Source organism: Pseudomonas sp. KSR10 (assembly GCF_022355455.1).
Taxonomy (GTDB): domain Bacteria; phylum Pseudomonadota; class Gammaproteobacteria; order Pseudomonadales; family Pseudomonadaceae; genus Stutzerimonas; species Stutzerimonas stutzeri_E.
Map to the genome: position 1 here is coordinate 1 of NZ_JAKOEN010000017.1, position 20,003 is coordinate 20,003.

The 20,003-nt window shown below is 57.1% G+C and carries 21 protein-coding genes and 3 tRNA genes; 8 read left to right on the forward strand and 16 right to left on the reverse strand.

The window, feature by feature from the left end; all coding sequences use genetic code 11:
• Positions 1–334: 334 nt before the first annotated feature.
• Positions 335–1,519 carry a 4-hydroxybenzoate 3-monooxygenase gene (pobA, locus tag MCB86_RS08190; protein WP_239610563.1) on the forward strand — a complete coding sequence of 395 codons (1,185 nt, stop codon included), beginning with the start codon at positions 335–337 and terminating at the stop codon, positions 1,517–1,519.
• A 64-nt stretch (positions 1,520–1,583) separates the two neighbouring features.
• Positions 1,584–2,483 carry a helix-turn-helix domain-containing protein gene (locus tag MCB86_RS08195; protein ID WP_239610564.1) on the forward strand — a complete coding sequence of 300 codons (900 nt, stop codon included), beginning with the start codon at positions 1,584–1,586 and terminating at the stop codon, positions 2,481–2,483.
• A gap of 158 nt (positions 2,484–2,641) precedes the next feature.
• Here the strand turns inward: MCB86_RS08195 and MCB86_RS08200 are convergent.
• The 10 genes from MCB86_RS08200 to MCB86_RS08245 all read right to left on the reverse strand — a co-directional run bounded on the left by MCB86_RS08200 (position 2,642) and on the right by MCB86_RS08245 (position 10,459).
• Positions 2,642–2,718 (reverse strand) — tRNA-Pro (locus MCB86_RS08200).
• Between the two features lie 81 nt (positions 2,719–2,799).
• Positions 2,800–3,156, reverse strand: a complete 357-nt coding sequence (locus tag MCB86_RS08205; RefSeq protein WP_025242142.1) for a MerR family transcriptional regulator — start codon at positions 3,154–3,156, stop codon at positions 2,800–2,802.
• A complete protein-coding gene (gene ihfA / locus MCB86_RS08210; protein WP_003282572.1) occupies positions 3,137–3,439 on the reverse strand; it encodes an integration host factor subunit alpha in 303 nt (100 codons plus the stop codon). Before ihfA ends, MCB86_RS08205 begins: the two co-directional genes overlap by 20 nt.
• A 3-nt stretch (positions 3,440–3,442) precedes the next feature.
• Positions 3,443–5,821 carry a phenylalanine--tRNA ligase subunit beta gene (gene pheT / locus MCB86_RS08215; protein WP_239610565.1) on the reverse strand — a complete coding sequence of 793 codons (2,379 nt, stop codon included), beginning with the start codon at positions 5,819–5,821 and terminating at the stop codon, positions 3,443–3,445.
• A gap of 36 nt (positions 5,822–5,857) precedes the next feature.
• On the reverse strand, positions 5,858–6,874 hold the full coding sequence (gene pheS / locus MCB86_RS08220) for a phenylalanine--tRNA ligase subunit alpha (protein ID WP_073303920.1): 1,017 nt from the start codon (positions 6,872–6,874) through the stop codon (positions 5,858–5,860).
• Positions 6,875–7,041: 167 nt separating this feature from the next.
• A complete protein-coding gene (gene rplT / locus MCB86_RS08225) occupies positions 7,042–7,398 on the reverse strand; it encodes a 50S ribosomal protein L20 (protein WP_019339387.1) in 357 nt (118 codons plus the stop codon).
• 27 nt (positions 7,399–7,425) lie between these two features.
• Positions 7,426–7,620, reverse strand: coding sequence for a 50S ribosomal protein L35 (gene rpmI / locus MCB86_RS08230; protein ID WP_019339386.1), 195 nt, complete (start codon positions 7,618–7,620; stop codon positions 7,426–7,428).
• Positions 7,621–7,682: 62 nt separating this feature from the next.
• Positions 7,683–8,234 (reverse strand): translation initiation factor IF-3, encoded by a 552-nt coding sequence (gene infC, locus MCB86_RS08235; RefSeq protein ID WP_239610604.1) that lies wholly within the window; start codon positions 8,232–8,234, stop codon positions 7,683–7,685.
• Complete coding sequence (thrS, locus tag MCB86_RS08240; RefSeq protein ID WP_239610605.1) at positions 8,234–10,156, reverse strand: threonine--tRNA ligase; 1,923 nt, start codon at positions 10,154–10,156, stop codon at positions 8,234–8,236. The genes infC and thrS overlap by 1 nt, the downstream gene beginning before the upstream one ends.
• A 226-nt stretch (positions 10,157–10,382) precedes the next feature.
• A tRNA-Val gene (locus MCB86_RS08245) sits at positions 10,383–10,459 on the reverse strand.
• A gap of 168 nt (positions 10,460–10,627) precedes the next feature.
• Here MCB86_RS08245 and MCB86_RS08250 point away from each other — a divergent pair.
• Positions 10,628–11,911 carry an FAD-binding oxidoreductase gene (locus tag MCB86_RS08250; protein ID WP_239610566.1) on the forward strand — a complete coding sequence of 428 codons (1,284 nt, stop codon included), beginning with the start codon at positions 10,628–10,630 and terminating at the stop codon, positions 11,909–11,911.
• A gap of 4 nt (positions 11,912–11,915) precedes the next feature.
• Here the strand turns inward: MCB86_RS08250 and MCB86_RS08255 are convergent, their stop codons facing one another.
• Complete coding sequence (locus MCB86_RS08255; protein WP_239610567.1) at positions 11,916–12,866, reverse strand: PA2778 family cysteine peptidase; 951 nt, start codon at positions 12,864–12,866, stop codon at positions 11,916–11,918.
• Positions 12,863–13,264 (reverse strand): PA2779 family protein, encoded by a 402-nt coding sequence (locus MCB86_RS08260; protein ID WP_045162437.1) that lies wholly within the window; start codon positions 13,262–13,264, stop codon positions 12,863–12,865. Before MCB86_RS08260 ends, MCB86_RS08255 begins: the two co-directional genes overlap by 4 nt.
• Positions 13,265–13,441: 177 nt before the next feature.
• Here MCB86_RS08260 and MCB86_RS08265 point away from each other — a divergent pair, with 177 nt between their 5' ends.
• Positions 13,442–13,747: an I78 family peptidase inhibitor gene (locus MCB86_RS08265; RefSeq protein ID WP_239610568.1), complete on the forward strand. Its 306-nt coding sequence runs from the start codon at positions 13,442–13,444 to the stop codon at positions 13,745–13,747.
• A gap of 92 nt (positions 13,748–13,839) precedes the next feature.
• On the opposite strand, the gene MCB86_RS08270 is transcribed toward MCB86_RS08265, so the two are convergent.
• The 3 genes from MCB86_RS08270 to moaB form a co-directional block, all read right to left on the reverse strand.
• Positions 13,840–14,871 (reverse strand): acyltransferase, encoded by a 1,032-nt coding sequence (locus MCB86_RS08270; RefSeq protein ID WP_239610569.1) that lies wholly within the window; start codon positions 14,869–14,871, stop codon positions 13,840–13,842.
• A 182-nt stretch (positions 14,872–15,053) separates the two neighbouring features.
• Entirely contained in the window at positions 15,054–16,268 is a 1,215-nt protein-coding gene (gene glp / locus MCB86_RS08275; RefSeq protein WP_239610570.1) for a gephyrin-like molybdotransferase Glp, read from the reverse strand.
• Positions 16,265–16,804 (reverse strand): molybdenum cofactor biosynthesis protein B, encoded by a 540-nt coding sequence (gene moaB, locus MCB86_RS08280; RefSeq protein WP_045162441.1) that lies wholly within the window; start codon positions 16,802–16,804, stop codon positions 16,265–16,267. Before moaB ends, glp begins: the two co-directional genes overlap by 4 nt.
• Positions 16,805–16,869: 65 nt before the next feature.
• Between moaB and mobA the strand changes: the two genes are divergently transcribed.
• The 3 genes from mobA to MCB86_RS08295 all read left to right on the forward strand — a co-directional run bounded on the left by mobA (position 16,870) and on the right by MCB86_RS08295 (position 17,921).
• Positions 16,870–17,472, forward strand: coding sequence for a molybdenum cofactor guanylyltransferase MobA (mobA, locus tag MCB86_RS08285; RefSeq protein ID WP_239610606.1), 603 nt, complete (start codon positions 16,870–16,872; stop codon positions 17,470–17,472).
• Positions 17,473–17,519: 47 nt separating this feature from the next.
• Positions 17,520–17,741: a YgdI/YgdR family lipoprotein gene (locus MCB86_RS08290; RefSeq protein WP_045162443.1), complete on the forward strand. Its 222-nt coding sequence runs from the start codon at positions 17,520–17,522 to the stop codon at positions 17,739–17,741.
• A 103-nt stretch (positions 17,742–17,844) separates the two neighbouring features.
• Positions 17,845–17,921, forward strand: a tRNA-Pro gene (locus MCB86_RS08295).
• Positions 17,922–18,108: 187 nt separating this feature from the next.
• Here MCB86_RS08295 and MCB86_RS08300 read toward each other — a convergent pair.
• On the reverse strand, positions 18,109–18,351 hold the full coding sequence (locus MCB86_RS08300) for a glutaredoxin family protein (RefSeq protein WP_045162444.1): 243 nt from the start codon (positions 18,349–18,351) through the stop codon (positions 18,109–18,111).
• Between the two features lie 408 nt (positions 18,352–18,759).
• On the opposite strand from MCB86_RS08300, the gene MCB86_RS08305 reads away from it, so the two are divergent.
• On the forward strand, positions 18,760–19,995 hold the full coding sequence (locus MCB86_RS08305; RefSeq protein ID WP_045162445.1) for an OprD family porin: 1,236 nt from the start codon (positions 18,760–18,762) through the stop codon (positions 19,993–19,995).
• Positions 19,996–20,003 lie beyond the last annotated feature (8 nt).

Sequence of the window (20,003 nt, forward strand, 5' to 3'; positions counted from 1 at the left end):
TCGCTCCTGTTGCGGAAACTTTCGCCCGTCCTCGTGACGGGCTTTTTTATAGGACCGTTACCGAGTCGCTTATGCAAATCACTTGACTGCAACACACGGCGGCAGCGACCTGAAGGATGAAGCCCCCTTTGGTTGAGTGCAGTCATATCAGCTCGACATCGGCCGTAGTCGGCTCAAGGGCCGTAACGAGCCTGTCCGATTACCGAACGCAGTTTATAAAAGTCCAAGTTAAAGCCGGGTATGGCCATTAACTTGGGCCCGTCGGTGCAGCAAGAATGTCCGTCATCTCGAATCAATAGGCGCAACACGCGCGAACAATAACGAGAGGCCATTCATGAGAACCAATGTTGCCATCATCGGCGCAGGCCCGTCCGGCCTATTACTCGGCCAGCTCTTACATAAGGCAGGCATTTCTAATGTGATCATCGAGCGCCAGAGCGCGGCCTATGTGCTGGGTCGCATCCGAGCAGGAGTGCTTGAGCAGGGCTTGGTCGATCTGATGCAAGAGGCCGGTGTTGCCGAACGCATGGACCGCGAAGGAATTGTCCACGAAGGTGTCGAGTTGGCCTTCGCTGGACGACGCGAACGGATCGATCTGAAAACTCTTACGGGTGGAGATACGGTCATGGTCTACGGCCAGACCGAAGTGACCCGAGACCTGATGGTCGCCCGTCGCGACAGCGGTGCCCCGGCGTTCTACGAAGCGAGCGACGTGCAGCTACACGATCTGAAATCCGATGCGCCCTATGTCACCTTCACGCACAACGGCGAACAGCTGCGTCTGGACTGCGACTACGTCGCCGGATGCGACGGGTTTCACGGCGTCTCGCGCAAGACCATCCCCAGCTATGCCTTGGAAATCTTCGAGCGGGTCTATCCGTTCGGCTGGCTAGGGCTGCTCAGCGATACGCCTCCGGTGCATGAAGAGCTGATCTACGCCAACCATGAGCGCGGCTTCGCCTTGTGCAGCATGCGCTCCACCACCCGTTCACGCTATTACCTGCAAATAGGTCTGGATGAACATGTGAAGGACTGGTCGGATGAGCGTTTCTGGAAAGAGCTCAAGTGCCGTCTACCTGAAGATATCGCCGCCCAGTTGGTGACCGGCCCCTCGCTGGAAAAGAGTATCGCCCCGCTGCGCAGTTTCGTGACCGAACCCATGCAATACGGCCGGCTGTTCCTCGTCGGCGATGCCGCGCATATTGTTCCACCCACCGGCGCGAAAGGATTGAACCTCGCGGCAAGCGATGTCAGCACGCTGTACCGGATCCTCTGCAAAGTATTCCAAGAAGGTCGACACGACCTCGTCAGCCGCTATTCACCTATCTGCCTGCGGCGCGTATGGAAAGCCGAACGCTTCTCCTGGTGGATGACCTCGTTGCTGCATCGCTTCCCGGATACCGACGGTTTTAGTCAGCGCATCCAGCAGAGCGAGCTGGAGTACTACACCAGTACCGTCGCCGGGCTGACCAGCATCGCGGAAAACTACGTAGGCCTGCCCTATGAGCCGATCGAGTGACCCGGCAGGCTGGGCAGTGCCTGCTGGCGGTGCTAGCGTCAACGCTTTGCGCAGAGGCCACGTCATGGAAGCCCGTCCGGCGAGCGTTCCGGTGTTCAAGCTCTACGGTGACCGTCTTGAGTGGACCGCACCGGATCTACTGCATTGCGAATCGATCCCAGAGCGCAGTCGCCTGCACGATTGGGAAATCAAGCCCCATCGGCATGGCGATCTGGTGCAATTGCTGTACGTTCGCAGCGGCTGGGCCGTGATCGAGATTGAAGGAGCGCAAACCCGGCTGGAACATCCGGCAATTCAAGTAGTGCCGCCGCTGTGCATCCACGGTTTCCAATTTTCCGACCAAATAGAGGGCTATGTCATCACATTGGCAGCTCCGTTGGCCAGGGTGCTCGAGGAACAGCTCGCCGCACCCCAACCCATTCTCGCTACGGCCGCCCTCCACCCCATCGGCGATGATCTGCAATATCTCGATGGGCTCTTCGAAGCCATCAATCGCGAATACCTTTGCCCAGCCCCAGCACGGGAACTGCAGCTTCACTCGCTGATCGGCCTTGTCGTAACCTGGTTGCGGCGACAGGCACATGATCGGCAGCGGGAGCGCCCATTGCCCGGACTGGACCATCTGCAGGCATTTTCTGCGTTGGTCGAGGCACACTTTCGCGAGCAGCTCTCTATTGAGCAGTATGCGCACCGCATCGGCATCACGCCTGCACACCTGAACAACCTGACACGTCGGTTCGCTGGTTGTACCGCACAGCAGGTAATCCATCAACGTTTGCTGCTCGAAGCAAAACGACAGCTGCTCTACACCGCACTCAGTGCCAAACAGATCGCCGAAGGACTCGGATTCTCGGAGGCGGCCTACTTTTCCCGGTTCTTCAAGCGCCTCATGGGGCTATCCCCCCAGGCGTTCCGTAAGCAGGATCGGTCTGAGCCGTCCCTATCATCGGATACAGGGCTCTGACCGGCCATCGAGCGCAGGCCACGCTAGGGCTTCACGCCTCAACAGCAAGATCGACGCTGGCGATAACGAGGAAAGAGGCCGGATTAAAGTCCCGTAAAAACCGTCTAAAACGAAAAAGGCCAGCTCATCTCTGAACTGGCCTAAATCGTGAAGTTTTTTGGTCGGGACGGAGTGATTCGAACACTCGACCCCTTGCACCCCATGCAAGTGCGCTACCAGGCTGCGCTACGCCCCGACGATGCTTTCAGCTCGGCTGGAAGCGGATCGAACTATACATTAAGCGACTGAATATGTGAAAGTTTTTTATGCCAAGTAGTTAGTTCTTGAGCACCTGAAGCACATCTTCAAGCTCGGTGATCATTTGTCGGATCAGTTGCTTGTACTGCGTTGTGTCCTCACGAGCCTCGTCACCGGACATCCGCTGCCGAGCGCCGCCGATCGTGAAGCCTTGCTCATATAGCAATGACCGAATCTGCCGGATCATTAGCACGTCCTGCCGCTGGTAATAGCGCCGATTACCGCGACGCTTCACAGGATTGAGTTGCGGAAACTCCTGCTCCCAATAACGCAGCACATGCGGTTTGACCGCACACAGCTCACTGACCTCACCGATGGTGAAGTAGCGTTTGCCAGGTATCGTTGGCAATTCGTCGTTATGACTTGGTTCCAGCATAGGCTTCGACTCTGGCTTTTAGTTTTTGCCCTGGCCGGAATGTCACGACACGACGCGCCGTGATCGGGATTTCCTCACCGGTTTTCGGGTTGCGCCCAGGGCGCTGTCGCTTATCGCGCAGATCGAAGTTGCCGAAACCGGACAACTTCACCTGCTCGTTATGCTCGAGCGCCTGTCGAATTTCCTCGAAAAACAGTTCGACCAGTTCCTTGGCCTCGCGCTTATTCAAGCCTAGCTCTTCATATAGACGTTCCGCCATTTCAGCTTTCGTCAGAGCCCCCATACGCTATTTCCTTAACGTGGCGTTGAACCTTTCTTCCAGGGAGGAGAGGATTTGCTGCATCGCACCACTCACCTCATCGTCGTTTAGAGTGCGCGAAGGGTGTTGCCAGGTCAAGCCGACTGCCACACTTTTGCTAAGAGGATCAATACCTTTACCCTGATAGACATCAAATAGCTTGAGGTCTGTCAGGTTCTCGCCTGCGGCCCTACGAATGCATAGCAACACATCGTCAGCCGGAACTTCACGTGCCACCAGAATCGCCAGGTCGCGACGCACTTCAGGGAAGCGGGATAGCTCACTGAAACGCGGTAGCCGGCCCTCGCTGATTTCTGCGACCAGCAGCTCGAACAGATAGACGGGCTGATCGATACCCAGCGTGGCGGCCAGTTCAGGATGAAGACTTCCGATATAGCCGACCAGACGCCCTTCCCGCTCGATTCGAGCAGTCTGTCCAGGATGTAAAGCAGGATGCTCGGCGGCGGAAAAGCGATAGGAGACAGAGTCACCGGCATACCCGAGTAAGGCTTCTACGTCGGCTTTCATGTCATAGAAGTCAGCTGCGGCTCTATCGTTGCCCCAACCCTCCGGCAAACGGCTGCCGGTGATGACACCTGCCAACATCGGCTCCTGCTTCAACTCGCCAAGCTGACCGACAAAACGTAGGCCGCTCTCGAACAGACGCACCCGCGTCTGTTGCCGGTTCAGGTTGTATTGCAATGCCTTGATCAACCCTGGCCATAGCGTCGCGCGCATCGCCGCCATGTCCGAGGAAATCGGGTTGGCCAATTGCAGCGGCTCGACACCAGGGCTAAACAGCTCGAACATTTTCGGATCGATGAAGCTGTAGGTGATCGCTTCCTGGTAGCCACGGGCAACCAGCAAGCGACGCAGAGCGGGCAACTCGGCTCGGGATTCAGGGTTGGCTTCGGGGGCCAGACGTGCCTGGGGATAACGCACCGGTAAGCGGTCGTAACCATACAGACGGCCCAATTCCTCGATCAGATCTACTTCGAGGCTGATATCGAATCGGTGGCTGGGCACGCTGACTTCCCAAGACTCATCTCCCAGCTCAGCAACACCCAGACCCAGCGCTGACAATAGCGAGACGACCTGATCGCCCGCCATGCTTAACCCCAGCATCTGTTCTATCCGATCCTTGCGCAACAGAACCGGTGCAACGCGGGGGAGATCGGCTTCGCTAGCGACTTCGATTACGGGCCCGGCGCTGCCGCCGACTATCTCCAGCAGCAGCACAGTAGCCCGCTCCATGGCCCTACGGGCCAGCTGGGAATCAACCCCTCGCTCGTAGCGATGCGAGGCGTCGGTATGTAGACCATAGGAGCGCGCCTTGCCGGCAAGGGCAATGGTGTCGAAGAAGGCACTCTCCAGGAACAGATCCTGTGTCGCGGCACTCACACCGCTGTGCTCACCCCCCATGACCCCAGCAATCGCGAGGGCACGCTGGTGGTCGGCGATGACCAAGGTATCGCTGCGCAGAGTCACTTCCTGCCCATCAAGCAGGACGAGTTTCTCCTGATCCTCAGCCATCCGAACCCTGATCCCTCCTTGAATCTCGGCTAGGTCGAATGCGTGCAGCGGCTGCCCAAGTTCAAGCATCACGTAGTTGGTGACATCTACCACCGCATCAATACTGCGGATATCGGAACGACGCAACCGCTCGACCATCCACAGCGGAGTGGGTCGCGACAGGTCCACATTACGAATCACGCGTCCGAGGTAGCGCGGACAAGCTGTGGGCGCCAACACCTCTACGGGACGTACCTCATCGTGGCTCGCAGCCACCGGAACGATATCGACTGGAGCGACCTTCGCGCCGTAGATGGCGCCTACCTCACGCGCAAGCCCCGCGATAGAGAGGCAGTCGCCACGGTTTGGCGTCAAGCCTATCTCGATGCTCGCATCATCCAGGCCGAGATACACTCGAAGATCGCTACCAACGGGGGCATCACCAGCCAGCTCCATCAGTCCACTGTCGTCTGTACCAACCTGCAACTCGGTTTCCGAGCAGAGCATGCCGTTGGATTCGACGCCGCGAAGCTTCGCTTTCTTGATCTTGAAGTCGCCCGGCAGCTGCGCGCCGATCAGCGCAAAAGGAATCTTCAGCCCCTGGCGCACATTGGGCGCACCACAGACTACCTGAAAGGTTTCGCTGCCGTTGCTGACCTGGCAGACGCGCAGCTTGTCCGCATCCGGATGTTGCTCGGTGCTCAGCACCTCGCCCACGATAACGCCACTGAACTCACCAGCCACGGGGGTGACCGCATCCACTTCGAGGCCTACCATCGACAGCCGCGCTACCAGTTCCTCACGGGAAACTTGCGGATTGACCCACGTACGCAACCACTGCTCGCTGAATTTCATCCTGCTCTCCTAGTATTTCTTTGACTGGACTCTGGCCTAGCGGAATTGCGCCAGGAACCTCAGGTCGTTATCGAAGAACAGGCGTAAGTCGTTGACGCCATAACGCAGCATGGCAAGCCGCTCGGCTCCCATACCGAAAGCGAAACCCTGATATTTCTCCGGATCGATACCGGACATGCGCAGCACATTCGGATGCACCATGCCGCAGCCCATCACCTCGAGCCAACCGGTCTGTTTGCAGACGCGACATCCCTTTCCGCTGCACATGACGCACTGCATGTCCACTTCGGCCGACGGCTCGGTGAACGGAAAGAACGAGGGCCGGAAACGGACGCCCAGCGGCTTTTCGAAGAACACCCGTAAGAACTGCTCGATTGTGCCCTTCAGATCCGCAAAGCTAATGCCCTCATCGACGAGCAAGCCTTCGACCTGATGAAACATAGGCGAATGGGTGATATCCGAGTCGCATCGGTAAACACGCCCCGGACAAACAATGCGGATAGGCGGCTGCTGCGACTCCATCGTGCGCACCTGAACCGGCGAGGTATGGGTACGCAACAGCATGTTGGCGTTGAAATAGAAGGTGTCGTGCATCGCCCGGGCTGGATGATGGCCGGGGATATTGAGCGCTTCGAAGTTGTGGTAGTCGTCTTCGACCTCAGGGCCCTCGGCAACGCTATAGCCGATGTGGCTGAAGAACTGTTCGATCCGCTCGAGTGTTCGCGTCACCGGATGCAGTCCACCGGAGGCCTCTCCCCGTCCTGGCAATGTCACATCGATCCGCTCGGCGGCGAGCTTGGCGCTCAGCGCAGCTTGCTCAAGATCCGCCTTCTTGGCATTCAACTCATCCTGAACGCGGCTCTTCGCCGCATTGATGAGCGCACCGGCCTTGGGGCGCTCATCCGCAGACAGTTTGCCCAGCGTCTGCATGACTTGGGTCAGCTCGCCTTTCTTGCCGAGATACTGAACCCGGATTTGCTCCAGGGCGTTGATGTCTTGACTATGTTGCACCGCCTCAAGCGCTTGCGAGACCAGTGCATCCAGGTTTTCCATGTACAACCTCCAGAGGTTCTTGCAGAACCGCACCAGACGATCAGCACTCAGGCTGTACGCGAGGTGCATTTTTGCAAATGCCCCTTCAGATACGAAATAGGGGAAGAGCACAAGGCTCTTCCCCTATCGGTGACGCTACGAATCCGAAGATTCGATTGTCGATGGGCTTAGGCCAGAGAAGCTTTGGCTTTTTCGACAATGGCAGCAAAAGCTGCTTTTTCGTTCACTGCTAACTCGGCCAGAACCTTACGGTCGATCTCGATAGCCGCTTTTTTCAGGCCAGCGATGAAACGGCTGTAGGACAGACCATTTACACGAGCGCCGGCGTTGATACGAGCGATCCAAAGAGCGCGGAACTGACGCTTCCGCTGACGGCGGTCACGGTAGGCATATTGGCCAGCCTTGATCACCGCCTGCTTGGCAACACGGAACACACGCGAACGAGCGCCGTAGTAGCCTTTGGCGAGTTTCAGAATTTTCTTGTGACGGCGACGAGCGACGACGCCACGCTTAACACGAGCCATGAGTTATTCCTCTGAGTCTTGACCGAATTAACGAACGCGCAGCATGCGCTCTACTTTTGCGTTGTCAGACGGGTGCATCAGAGATGTACCACGCAGCTGACGCTTACGCTTGGTAGACATTTTGGTCAGGATGTGGCTCTTGAAAGCGTGCTTGTGCTTGTAGCCGTTAGCAGTCTTCTTGAAGCGCTTCGCAGCACCACTTTTAGTCTTCATCTTTGGCATGTTCGGTACTCCACATTGTGGGTGATTTCAAATAACCGCAAGGCCTGCCAGTGCCCTGGTGGTTACTTTTTCTTCTTGGGAGCGATGACCATGATCAGCTGGCGTCCTTCCATCTTCGGATGCTGTTCGACCGAACCGTATTCAGCAAGGTCACCTTCGACCCGCTTCAACAGTTCCATCCCCAGCTCCTGATGCGCCATCTCACGGCCGCGGAATCTCAACGAAACCTTGGCCCTGTCCCCGTCACTCAGGAAACGCACCAGGTTGCGTAGCTTGACCTGGTAGTCCCCCTCTTCCGTCCCTGGACGAAACTTTACTTCTTTAACCTGAATCTGCTTCTGGTTCTTCTTCGCTGCTGCGACCTGCTTTTTCTTCTCGAACAGGTGCTTGCCGTAATCCATGATCCGGCATACAGGAGGAATTGCATCGGCGGAAATTTCCACCAGATCCAGCTTGGCTTCTTCAGCTACTCGCAGCGCTTCATCAATCGAGACGATGCCAATCTGCTCGCCCTCTGCCCCAATTAAGCGAACCTCGCGTGCCGAGATATTCTCGTTGATCGGGGCCTTGGGTGCAGCTCGTTTATCCTGTCTCATTTCACGCTTAATAGTGATTACTCCAATTCTTGGCGACCACGCCGGGAAACCGCTTGTGCAAGCAACGCGGCGAACTGATCAAGGGGCATGGACCCCAGATCAACGCCCTCGCGGGTGCGCACAGCAACGGATCGTGTCTCGACTTCCCTGTCTCCGATAACCAGAAGATAGGGAACCTTGAGCAAGGTATGCTCGCGGATTTTAAAGCCGATCTTCTCGTTTCTCAAGTCGGACTTGGCACGGAAGCCGCTTTGGTTAAGCGTTTTCTCCACTTCCAGTGCGAAATCAGCCTGCTTGTCGGTGATATTCATCACCACGGCCTGAGTTGGAGCCAGCCAGGCAGGGAAAGCGCCTTCGTAATGCTCGATGAGAATTCCGATGAATCGCTCGAACGAGCCAAGAATGGCACGATGCAGCATGACCGGATGCTGGCGGTCATTATTCTCGCTGACGTACTCGGCACCCAGGCGAATCGGCAGATTGAAATCAAGCTGCAGCGTTCCGCACTGCCATACGCGCCCCAGACAATCCTTCAGCGAAAACTCGATCTTCGGCCCGTAGAACGCGCCTTCACCTGGCTGCAAGTCATAAGGCAGTCCAGCGCTATCCAGCGCAGCAGCGAGCGCCGCCTCGGCGCGATCCCACAGCTCATCGGAGCCAACTCGCTTTTCTGGCCGGGTCGACAGCTTCAATTCAATGTTGTCGAAACCGAAATCCGCGTACACCGCCTGGGTCAGCTTGATAAACGCAGCGGACTCGGACTGCATCTGCTCTTCTGTACAGAAGATATGCGCATCATCCTGAGTAAAGCCACGCACTCGCATGATGCCGTGCAAAGCACCGGAAGGCTCGTTGCGGTGGCACGCCCCGAATTCGGCAAGGCGAAGTGGCAGTTCGCGATAACTTTTCAGCCCTTGGTTATAAACTTGCACGTGACAAGGGCAGTTCATCGGCTTGATCGCGTAGTCGCGACTTTCCGACTCGGTCGTGAACATGTTTTCGGCGTAGTTCGCCCAGTGTCCAGACTTTTCCCACAGGCTGCGATCAACGACCTGCGGAGTCCGAATCTCCTGATAGCCATTTTCGCGCTGCACGCCGCGCATGTACTGCTCGAGCACCTGATACAGAGTCCAGCCATTCGGGTGCCAGAAGACCATCCCCGGTGCTTCTTCTTGGGTATGGAACAGATCCAGGCGCTTGCCAATCTTGCGGTGGTCGCGCTTCTCGGCCTCTTCAATTCGCTGGATGTAGGCGGCAAGCTGCTTCTTGTCCGCCCACGCGGTACCGTAGATGCGTTGCAGCTGCTCGTTCTTCGCATCGCCACGCCAATAGGCACCAGACAACTTGGTCAACTTGAAGGACTTGAGGAATCGGGTATTCGGCACGTGCGGGCCACGGCACATGTCGACATATTCTTCGTGGTAGTACAGCCCCATTGCCTGCTCGTCCGGCATATCCTCGACTAGGCGCAGCTTGTAATCCTCACCGCGCGACCGGAATACCTCGATCACGTCAGCACGCGGCGTGACCTTTTTGATCACGTCGTATTCAGTATCGATCAGTTCTTTCATTCGCTGCTCGATCGCAGCCATATCATCCGGCGTAAACGGCCGCTCGAAGGCGATATCGTAATAAAAGCCCTCTGCGATCACCGGCCCAATCACCATCTTGGCAGACGGATATAGCTGCTTGACCGCATGCCCAACCAGGTGCGCACAGGAGTGACGAATGATCTCCAGCCCCTCTTCATCCTTAGGCGTGATGATCTGCAGGCTCGCGTCGCGCTCGATCAGATCACAAGCATCAACCAATCGACCGTCTACTTTGCCCGCCAGAGTAGCCTTGGCGAGACCTGCGCCAATTGATTGAGCCACCTCTGCGACGGAAACGGGATTATCGAAAGAACGCTGACTGCCGTCAGGAAGAGTAATGGTGGGCATGGCGCCTCCTCTCCTAGTGGTGACCCCTACCAAAGGCCACGTGGGTTGGGATGAGCCAGGAAAGCGATCCATCGAATAACCTGCCGCACGGTGGCAGGAGCACTAAAGCTGATCGATCCGGATCGAAGTCACTGGAAATATATGGAGCACGGATGCTTTCAGAAAGCCGCCGCACTGACAAGCAAGGCATAAAAAAAAGGGTCGCTAGCGCGACCCTTTTCGGAATTGGTAGGCACAATTGGATTCGAACCAACGACCCCCACCATGTCAAGGTGGTGCTCTAACCAACTGAGCTATGTGCCTCCGATGGACGCGCATTTTAGAGATACGCCTGAGAGAGTCAAGCGCTTTTTTCGCTAAGCCACTGATATACGTAATTTTTGGATTCCAAAAAGTCTCTCGCACCGCTATGGCATAGGAAGTCCTGTAGCGATAGCATCAGCGTCAAATATTCAAAACAGGGCAAACAGAATGTCGCACACTCCCTACCCGTCATCCTATTACGCGGCTTCGGCGAACCCGGCGCCTGTTCGCACCGCCCTGGGATGCGATGTCGAGACTGACGTCTGCGTGATTGGCGCCGGCTACACCGGGCTATCGACCGCCCTGTTCCTGCTTGAGCAAGGTTTCCGTGTCATCGTCCTTGAAGCCGCGAAGGTCGGTTTCGGCGCGTCCGGGCGCAACGGTGGACAGATCGTTAACAGCTACAGCCGCGATATCGATACCGTCGAGCGCAGTGCTGGTCGTGACGAAGCACGATTGATCGGGGCGATGGCATTCGAGGGCGGGCAGATTATCCGGGAGCGAGTAGCGCGCTATGGCATTGACTGCGATTTGAAGAACGGAGGCGTATTCGCCGCTTTCAACATCAAACAGATGCACCACCTCGAGGCTCAGAAGACCCTTTGGGAGCGCTACGGCTACGATCGACTCGAACTGCTCGACCACGACGGCATTCGAAACGTCGTCGCATGCGAGCGATACATCGGCGGAATGCTGGATCACGGCGGCGGCCATATCCACCCACTCAACCTTGCGCTCGGCGAAGCAGCAGCGGTCGAATCCCTCGGCGGCGTCATCTATGAACAAAGCCCAGCAATCCGTATCGATCGAGGAAACACGCCGCGAGTACACACCCAGCACGGCCAAGTAACCGCTAAATTCGTGGTCGTTGCCGGGAATGCCTATCTGGGTGGACTGGTTCCTGAACTAGCAGCCAAATCCATGCCCTGCGGCACTCAAGTCATCGCCACCGAGCCGCTCGATCCTGAACTCGCGGCAACGCTGCTGCCCCAGGATTACTGCGTCGAGGACTGCAACTATTTGTTGGACTACTTCCGTCTTTCCGCCGATAAACGTCTGATTTATGGGGGTGGAGTGGTATATGGCGCACGCGATCCGGCCGATATCGACTCGATCATCCGACCGAAGATGCTCAAGACGTTTCCGCAGTTGCAAGGCATCAAGACGGAGTTCGCCTGGACTGGCAATTTTCTAATGACGCTATCGCGCTTACCCCAGGTCGGTCGGCTCGATGGCAATCTTTACTACTCCCAAGGATGCAGCGGTCATGGCGTCACCTACACCCATGTCGCCGGGAAAGTCATTGCCGAGGCCTTGCGAGGGCAGGCTGAGCGCTTCGATGCTTTTGCCAGTTTGCCGCACTATCCGTTTCCCGGAGGACAAACATTCAGCGCGCCGCTGAGTGCTCTCGGCGCGCTCTATTACAGTCTGCGTGACAGAATCGGCTTCTGACGTATCACCTAACGGGACATGGCGGAGCCGCATCGCAAGCGCCGGACTCTTCTTGCCCCCTAGGTAACCCCGCCTTGAATCGCTCGTCCTTCGGCGCCAGCTGCACCGCACATGAGCGTGCTGCTGATGCCTGAGTACGACACCCCCGCTCGGCCAACACTTGCGACAGGTTAAACCAACCAGGCGCGAAAGCGTTGTCACGCTGGACGCTGGCCCTCAGGGCGCGCTCCGCCGCAGGCTTGTCGCCTTGTGCGTACCGAGCGTTGGCCAGTACGAACCATGACAAGCCGCTCGACCAACGTTGTGCAGCCGTTTCGTAGGCTTTTAGCGCCGCATCATTGTGGCCGGTTTGCTCAAGGTCATTCGCAGCCTTCAGCCAGACCGTTTCCTGAGCGGTACGCGGCAATTGATCGGGCGCAACCGTTACCACTGCCCACCGCTTACCCTTGGCCCAACTGCGCTCGAACTGACGAAAACTTCCGGTCCAGCGCCGAGTGGTCCCGGAGCGCAGCACGAGAGTCTGCGCAGCCAGGTCATACCCCACCACAACTGCAAAATGCCATTGAGGCCAGCGATCGAAAGCAAGGTTCTGCAGCACCAGGACGGGATTTCCTGCCGCCACCTCACTCAGCACCGCTTCTAGGCGTGGCTCCAACGGGTAGACCAGCAGATCGTGGGCCCTCGCAGCCGCGACCATTTCAACCTGTAGGCTACCTTTGCGCTGGGGAAGATAAACGCGTTTGACGAGCTGTTCCGGTTGTGTATCGACGCCACGCTGGGTAAGCATCGTGGCGAGCGCGGCGGGCCCGCCCTGATAATCTTCCTGGGGAAAGAATGGGACCTCGTCCAGCTCAACCCGCTCGGGAAGCCCCGCGGACCCAACCGGTACGATTGGAGTCCGCGCGCACGCCCCGAGAAGGATTACGGCAAACAGCAGGACCAGTCGCTGCATCAACGGTTGATACAGTGGACGAAGTTGAAGATGTTAGTCGCGCAAAGCAGATCGGTGATGATAAAGATCACCAGGAACAGAACGATGATTCCGACGACTCCGGCACCGGCTGGCGCCTGATCCAGTTGCTGGTTGAACTGCGCGAGTTCCGCCGGCGTCAAGCTGTTGATTCGCTGCTCAACCTGATCGCGGTCGACACCCATGGAGATCAGCTTTTTCTGGACGTCTTTGTCCTCGAGCATCGTCAGCAGCTGCTGGCGGTCCACTTGCTGTTGCTGCTCGGCAATGATTTCCGGGGTGCCGATCATTGTCGCCTGGGCCAGCGGGATTTGCGCGAACAGCATGAAGTGCATCGCGGCCAGCAGGCTGGCTACACGCTTCATAACGGACGAATTGAACATGGCGGAACTCCTTAATCTTTTTATTCGTCAGCCCCGCGCGATTGTCAGGGGCCACCAAAGTTAAGACGGTGCCGCTGTTCCGCCAGTTCCCTCGTACGCTAAGGTTTCAGCAAAAGGAGGATTTCAACCACCCACCGCCCATCCCCCCAAACGATCACGATACAAGGGAGAACGAACATGCAGGCCATTCGATCAATCACTCTGATGTTGTACGGCGCCATCCTCCTTGGCTGCCAGTCATCAACATCCGATTCGATGCAAACGCCACAGGACACAACCGGGCGATGCAACGCCGGGGCTGTTCAGGCGCTGGTCGGGAAACATGCAAGCCCAGCATTGCTTGAACAGGCACGCCAACAAAGTGGGGCAGCCATAGCCCGCATCCTCCGACCAGGAGACGTCGTCACGCTGGAATACAACGCGCAACGGCTAACACTCACGACTGACGAATCGTTGGAAATTCAGCGGATTGGCTGCGGCTAAGCCGCAGCATCGTCCTTCTAACCCTCCGCATGACCGGGCGCCGCATCGATAGCCTGCAGCGCCTGCTGCAACCAAGGCGCAACGCGCTGGGGTCAGTGCGCGACCACCCTGCGCGTCCGTAGGCTGGTCGCAGAGAATGATTTCGGCGGTACCAACAGCCAGTACAGGTCATAACGCGTAATGATGGCTTGAGCCAGCAACGGTGCAATTAGGCCGATCAGCGTCCCAAGCACGAGATGCACAGGGATGGAATCAACACCCAAGAAGCTGCTGAGGATTACCCTAATACCGCTTCCGGCGAGAATGTGCATCAGGTAAATGGTCATTGAGGAAGCGCCAATGAACAGTAGCCACTCCATCCGAACCTGCCCTAACCACATCGATAGCGCAATCACGAAAAAGATCGAAACAGTCGCCAGCACAAGTACCGGCAAGCCACCGACTTCCCAGTTCAAGCCAAACGTGATGTGGAACAGATACTGACCGATTACGAATAGCGTTCCGAACAGCAAGGTGAGCGGAACGAAGCGGGTCAAAAAATACGCCTTGATCTCGTTAAACCAGACGCCAAGCGCAAAAAATACGGCATTGCCCAAGATGAAGCTGCCAACATTGCCCATCGCGAGGTCTTGCTTGAAGACATAGAAGGCGCTGAATGCCAGCAGTATCGGCAGGAAGTAGCGACGATCAGCCTTGGCATAGACAAAGGAGCAGACCACGAAAACCAGAAACAGCGCATAGAGAAACCAGAACTGCGCCCGCGGCGACCAGAGCAACGAGAACACCTGCCCTAAGGTGACCTCTCCATTCGTGTAGTTCGACAACACCACCTCAATCGAGCCTTGCAGTAACGACCAGACGATAAAGGGATAGACGACGGTATCGACCTTGTTGGTGATCAGCCCCGTCTTTCCGCGTTTCATCAGCGAATCGTAAAAGAACAAACCCGACAAAAAGAAAAACAACGGCATGTGAAAGCTGTAAATGATGCTATCGACGAGAAGATAGCGGTCTTCCTCTATTGGCAAGCCAGCATTGAACACCCCGCGTGCAACATGTCCGTAGACCACCAAGATGATTCCAATGGCTTTGGCATAATCGACCCAGGCATTTCTCTCCTGCATCACATTCTCCTTGTTTTGGGGTACCAGGCACATCGCAGCCACAGCTGGCGCGGACGGGAAAGGTAGACAGTGAGAAATGCGATCAGTTTGTTGCCGGTACCCAGCTACCCTATTTATCCGACGTAATGCGCCAGAGCCATTCATACGTGGCTTCCATCCGGACAGCCTCAGGCAATTGGGTCTTAGCCCAGCAACTCAGCAAAAGAAATAAAGCGTACGGGATCCCCCTCCTTCAGTTGACTATGTTCACGCACCTCGACCAACCCATCCGCCCAGGCTGCGCTGCGCAGAATCGACGAGCTCTGGTTGGCATATAGCACCGCCCTGCCCGATTCGAGGCGCGCCCTAAGGTATTCGCGGCGCTTGCCAGGTTTGTTCCAGCTGAAGCCCGCAGGCACTGGAAAACTTAACGGTTCGACCTCCGTCACCCCCATCCTGCGCAACAGATAAGACCGCGCCAGCAAACCAAAGGTGACCAGCGTGGAGGCCGGATTGCCGGGCAAACCAATGACCGCTACGCCGCGATAACTACCGCAGGTCAACGGCTTGCCTGGCTTGATCGCCAACTTCCAGAGCGTTAGCTCGCCCTCTTCCTGCAGAACTCTTCCTAGAAAGTCGGCTTCGCCGACCGACACGCCACCCGTGGAAAGAATCAGATCTACCTCGTGCAGACCCGCAAGGCATTGATGAACCCGCGCGAGGTCGTCCGGCACGATGCCGGCATCGATGACATCGCACCCCAAACGCTGCAACCAGTGGCGCAATAGCACGCGATTGCTGTTGTAGATCTGTCCTGGCTGCAGCGTTTCGCCCGGCTCGACCAACTCATCTCCGGTAGAAAGCAGCGCGACCTTGAGTTTTCGACTCACGTTCAGCTGCGAGACACCCAGTGAAGCGGCAAGCCCCAACTCAATCGCCCCCAGCCGCACACCCGCTGCCAGGACCTCGTCACCCGACCGCGCCTCGCCACCCTGAGGACGGACGTGTTGCCCCTGCCGCACCGGCACGGCAAAACGCACTCGGCCATCATCGAGCACCTCGACGTTTTCCTGCATCTCCACGCTATCGGCACCTTCCGGCATCGGCGCGCCGGTGAAAATCCGAGCGCAGCTACCTGGTTCCAGAGGTGCGGGTTGAGTGCCGGCAAAAATCTTCTGGCTGACCCGTAGTGGCTGCCCACACAAATCGGCTTCTCGCAGGGCATAGCCATCCATGGCGCTGTTCGGCCATGGCGGCAAGTCCAGCTTCGCGATCAAGGGTTCAGCGAGTATCCGACCAACCGCATCATCGATCGGCACGCTTTCGACGCCATCAATCTGAGTGGCCTCCGCCAGATTGAGCAGTGCTTCAAGCGCCTGCTCTACCGGCATCAGCGCTGGCGGCTCACCCGCTTTCATGCGCGGCTCTCGCAGGGTTCGGCCTGCTTGAGATGCGGCACGAAATTGCACGGACGATGACGCGCATCGAGCTGCTCGGCAAGAATGCCATCCCAGGCGGTCCGGCAGGCATTGGTCGAGCCGGGTAGGCAGCAGACCAGCGTCGAGTTCGACAGTCCGGCCACCGCTCGCGACTGGATGGTGGAACTGCCGATATCGGAAACGGATATTTGGCGAAACAGCTCACCGAAGCCGTCGACCTGCTTGTCCAGCAAGCAGCTCACCGCTTCCGGGGTGCTGTCGCGCCCGGTAAAACCTGTACCTCCGGTAATCAGTACAACTTGTACTTCGTCCTCGGCGATCCAGTTCGCTACTTGCGCACGAATGCGGTACAGATCGTCCTTGAGCAGTACTCGAGAAGCCAGTCGATGCCCGGCAGCCAGGAGCCGGTCGACGAGAAGCTGCCCTGAGGTATCGGTTTCACGCGAACGGGTGTCGCTAACTGTCAGGACAGCAATATTCAACGGAACAAAGGATTGATCAGCAAGATGGCTCATACAGGCTTCCCGGTTGTTGGACTCAATTTTGGGTGTTATATCACAGGCTTTTGGCGGAGCATTTGATGCAACAGCGCAGGCTTGCTGATTGCTCGATTTTGCTGCTGGCTGGTGGCCGCGGACAACGAATGGGCGGGCAGGACAAGGGATTGGTTGAGTGGCATGGCAAACCGCTCGTGGCGTGGCCGTATCGCATCGCGCGGCCACTGACGGATGACTTGCTCGTCTCCTGCAACCGCAACCAACAGCGTTACGCGGCCTTTGCCGATCGATTGGTTTGTGACGACGAGCCTGATTTTCCTGGGCCGCTTGCCGGTATACGAGCAGGCCTCGCGGCGGCTCGCCACCACTGGCTCATGGTATTGCCGTGCGATGCTCCGCTGATAGACGAGGCGCTGCTTATACAGCTGTACAAGAGCGCTCGAGCGGAGCCGGGGAAGGCCGTAATGGCTAGGGGTGACACGCAATGGGAACCGCTGTTCTGCGTCATTCCGAGCGATCTGGCACCTGCCATCGAAATTGCCTGGCATGCGGGAGAACGCAGCAACCGCAAGATACTGTTGGAGCTGGGTGCACAAGCCCTTGACCTCGACGCAGACGATCCTCGGCTAGCCAATCTGAACTCGCCTGAGCTGCTTTCGGAGCGAGCACCTCCACAGGGAACTTAGCGTCGGCGATTGCCGTCACAGACGCAACTACTCAGAGGAGACTTATCATGCGTGCAGCAACCGGACCCGCCTTGGCATTGCTGGTTGGACTGGCCCTTCTTACGGGCTGTTCGAGCCCCAGCGTCATCACACTCAACGATGGTCGAGAAATCCAGACGCTGGACCGTCCGGAATATGACGAGGACGCCGGCTTCTACGAATTCGAAGGCATCGACGGTAAGCCAGGCAGGGTTAACAAGGATCAAGTTCGTACTGTCAAGGAGCTGTAACCACCCCGCTCTTCGGTGTCGAGCACACTGCCCGGCACCGTCAAAAAAGCATTCGCTAAACGCTTGTGAAGCAAAACTTTTTCTGTAAAATGCGCGCCATCTTCGGAGCGTAGCGCAGCTTGGTAGCGCGTCTCGTTCGGGACGAGAAGGTCGCTGGTTCGAATCCAGTCGCTCCGACCAAATCCCGGCATCAGACTGAATAGGTCTGATGCAAAAAAACCGGCCTCTGGCCGGTTTTTTTGTATTTGGGCCGAAACCTCCGCGTCTGGATTCGTTTAATCGGTCAGGCCCGCTGCCCCTTAGCGCACCTCACGAACACACCCTTGCACCCGCTCCGCGATACTCCTTCGACTAGCCTGCCTTGCTTCTATCGCTGCAAAAACCATACAACCTGCTCTGCTTCAAATGGCCAATCCAGCTCGGCGCCCGTATCCACTCGCCGCAACACAGGTATACGTAGGCCGTAATCATCGACCCACTCAGGGCGGTCGGCTATATCCAACAACTCTACCAGCAGCCCGTTTTCCACTAGCGACAGAAGCTCCGCCTCGGCCTGCTCACAGAGGTGGCAACCCAGCGTTCCAAACAACTGGCATTCAGGCAGATACATAAGTACGACTCACTAGAACAGGCCATGCAATTCTAGCAGGCCAGACATGATGCAGCTGGGAACTGCCAGCCTCGTCCTTTCGGATTACTCAGTTAGAAAAAGTGTGACCTTCACCCCACTCAAACGATGGTTTGATTTAGGGAATCGACGAGACGCTGGCAAACCGCTAGGATGCGGCAACCCAAGCGGCCGCAGAGCCACTGGGCCGGATGTGTCGACGCGTATCGGCAGCAGCAGTTGATGCCAGGCTTCAACTGAAGTAGACATAACCGCCGAACGGTTTAACCGACACTTTCATGCTTAAGCCTTAAAGACTAAGGTCTAAGGGCTCAATTACTTATGTAGTGCTTTATTGCATGGCGCCGTAAGAGCGACTTCAGAGCATCATCCAACGAGGAGAAATAAGAAATGCTCAAGACCCCAATCGCCCGGGGCGTGGCCCTAGCCACTCTGGGAGCAACACTGGCCATTCCTACTATGGCTCAAGCTGAGTTCTTGAAGGACAGCAAAGCCAGCCTGGAACTGCGCAACTTCTACTTCAACGGTGATAACCGTCATGACGGCGCCGGCCAGTCCAAAATCGAAGAATGGGCACAAGGCTTTATCTTCAAATACGAATCAGGCTTTACCGAAGGCACTGTTGGATTTGGTGTAGATGCGATTGGCCTGCTGGGCCTGAAGCTCGATTCCAGTCCCGACCGCACCGGTTCCGGCCTTCTGCCTACCAATGACGATGGCTACGCTCCGGACGATTACGGCCGCATCGGCGGCGCCGCGAAAGCTCGAATCTCCCAGACCACGCTAAAAATCGGCGAGATGATTCCGAAGCTGCCAACTATCCTGCCGAGCGACTCGCGCCTGCTGCCACAGACTTTTCGCGGTGGCATGCTGACCTCTCAGGAAATCGATGGCCTAACCGTCAACCTCGGCCGCATGACCGAAACCAGCTTGCGCAGCGAAGCCGGTTTTGCTGACATGACAATGTCCAATGGAGGGGCTGGTGGTGTAGCTTCTGATAAGTTCGATTTCGCCAGCTTGAAGTATCAGTGGAATAAGGAACTGACGACTTCGTACGACTACGGCAACCTGGACAAGAACTACAAGCAACATATCTTCAACCTGGTTCACGTAATGCCGCTGGGCGAGAAGCAATCGTTCAAGAGCGACATTCGCTACGCCCGCTCCACCGACGATGGCAACACCAACGTCGACAACAAGGCATTCGGCGCGATGTTCACCTATAGCCTGGGCGGCCACGCATTCGGTGCGGCCTATCAGGACATGAGCGGTAATACCGGTTATCCCTACCTAAATGGTGGCGACGCGTTCCTGGTGAACTACGTCATGATCGACCCCACCTTCGCCGATCCGGACGAAAAGTCGTGGCAGGTCCGCTATGACTACAACTTTGCCGCCATGGGCGTGCCGGGCCTGACCTTCATGACCCGTTACGTGAAAGGCACCGATGCCGGCGCCAACGGCAACGGCGAAGAGTGGGAGCGTGATACCGATATCGGCTATGTCATGCAAAGTGGCGCGCTGAAGAATCTTGGTGTCAAGCTGCGTAACGGCACCTACCGCGGCGACGGTCGTGAGATCGATCAGACCCGCTTTATCGTCAGCTACACCATCCCGCTGATGTAATAGCGGCT

Bases quoted from the DNA above. Each gene is read 5' to 3' on its own strand.
- moaB (WP_045162441.1), bottom strand. From the start codon at position 16,804: ATGAGCCATCTTGCTGATCAATCCTTTGTTCCGTTGAATATTGCTGTC.
- MCB86_RS08270 (WP_239610569.1), bottom strand. From the start codon at position 14,871: ATGCAGGAGAGAAATGCCTGGGTCGATTATGCCAAAGCCATTGGAATC.
- mobA (WP_239610606.1), top strand. From the start codon at position 16,870: ATGCAACAGCGCAGGCTTGCTGATTGCTCGATTTTGCTGCTGGCTGGT.
- MCB86_RS08195 (WP_239610564.1), top strand. From the start codon at position 1,584: ATGGAAGCCCGTCCGGCGAGCGTTCCGGTGTTCAAGCTCTACGGTGAC.
- MCB86_RS08265 (WP_239610568.1), top strand. From the start codon at position 13,442: ATGCAGGCCATTCGATCAATCACTCTGATGTTGTACGGCGCCATCCTC.
- MCB86_RS08300 (WP_045162444.1), bottom strand. From the start codon at position 18,351: ATGTATCTGCCTGAATGCCAGTTGTTTGGAACGCTGGGTTGCCACCTC.
- pheS (WP_073303920.1), bottom strand. From the start codon at position 6,874: ATGGAAAACCTGGATGCACTGGTCTCGCAAGCGCTTGAGGCGGTGCAA.
- rpmI (WP_019339386.1), bottom strand. From the start codon at position 7,620: ATGCCAAAGATGAAGACTAAAAGTGGTGCTGCGAAGCGCTTCAAGAAG.
- pobA (WP_239610563.1), top strand. From the start codon at position 335: ATGAGAACCAATGTTGCCATCATCGGCGCAGGCCCGTCCGGCCTATTA.
- MCB86_RS08305 (WP_045162445.1), top strand. From the start codon at position 18,760: ATGCTCAAGACCCCAATCGCCCGGGGCGTGGCCCTAGCCACTCTGGGA.
- pheT (WP_239610565.1), bottom strand. From the start codon at position 5,821: ATGAAATTCAGCGAGCAGTGGTTGCGTACGTGGGTCAATCCGCAAGTT.
- glp (WP_239610570.1), bottom strand. From the start codon at position 16,268: ATGAAAGCGGGTGAGCCGCCAGCGCTGATGCCGGTAGAGCAGGCGCTT.
- MCB86_RS08250 (WP_239610566.1), top strand. From the start codon at position 10,628: ATGTCGCACACTCCCTACCCGTCATCCTATTACGCGGCTTCGGCGAAC.
- MCB86_RS08260 (WP_045162437.1), bottom strand. From the start codon at position 13,264: ATGTTCAATTCGTCCGTTATGAAGCGTGTAGCCAGCCTGCTGGCCGCG.
- MCB86_RS08205 (WP_025242142.1), bottom strand. From the start codon at position 3,156: ATGCTGGAACCAAGTCATAACGACGAATTGCCAACGATACCTGGCAAA.
- MCB86_RS08290 (WP_045162443.1), top strand. From the start codon at position 17,520: ATGCGTGCAGCAACCGGACCCGCCTTGGCATTGCTGGTTGGACTGGCC.
- ihfA (WP_003282572.1), bottom strand. From the start codon at position 3,439: ATGGGGGCTCTGACGAAAGCTGAAATGGCGGAACGTCTATATGAAGAG.
- thrS (WP_239610605.1), bottom strand. From the start codon at position 10,156: ATGCCCACCATTACTCTTCCTGACGGCAGTCAGCGTTCTTTCGATAAT.
- rplT (WP_019339387.1), bottom strand. From the start codon at position 7,398: ATGGCTCGTGTTAAGCGTGGCGTCGTCGCTCGTCGCCGTCACAAGAAA.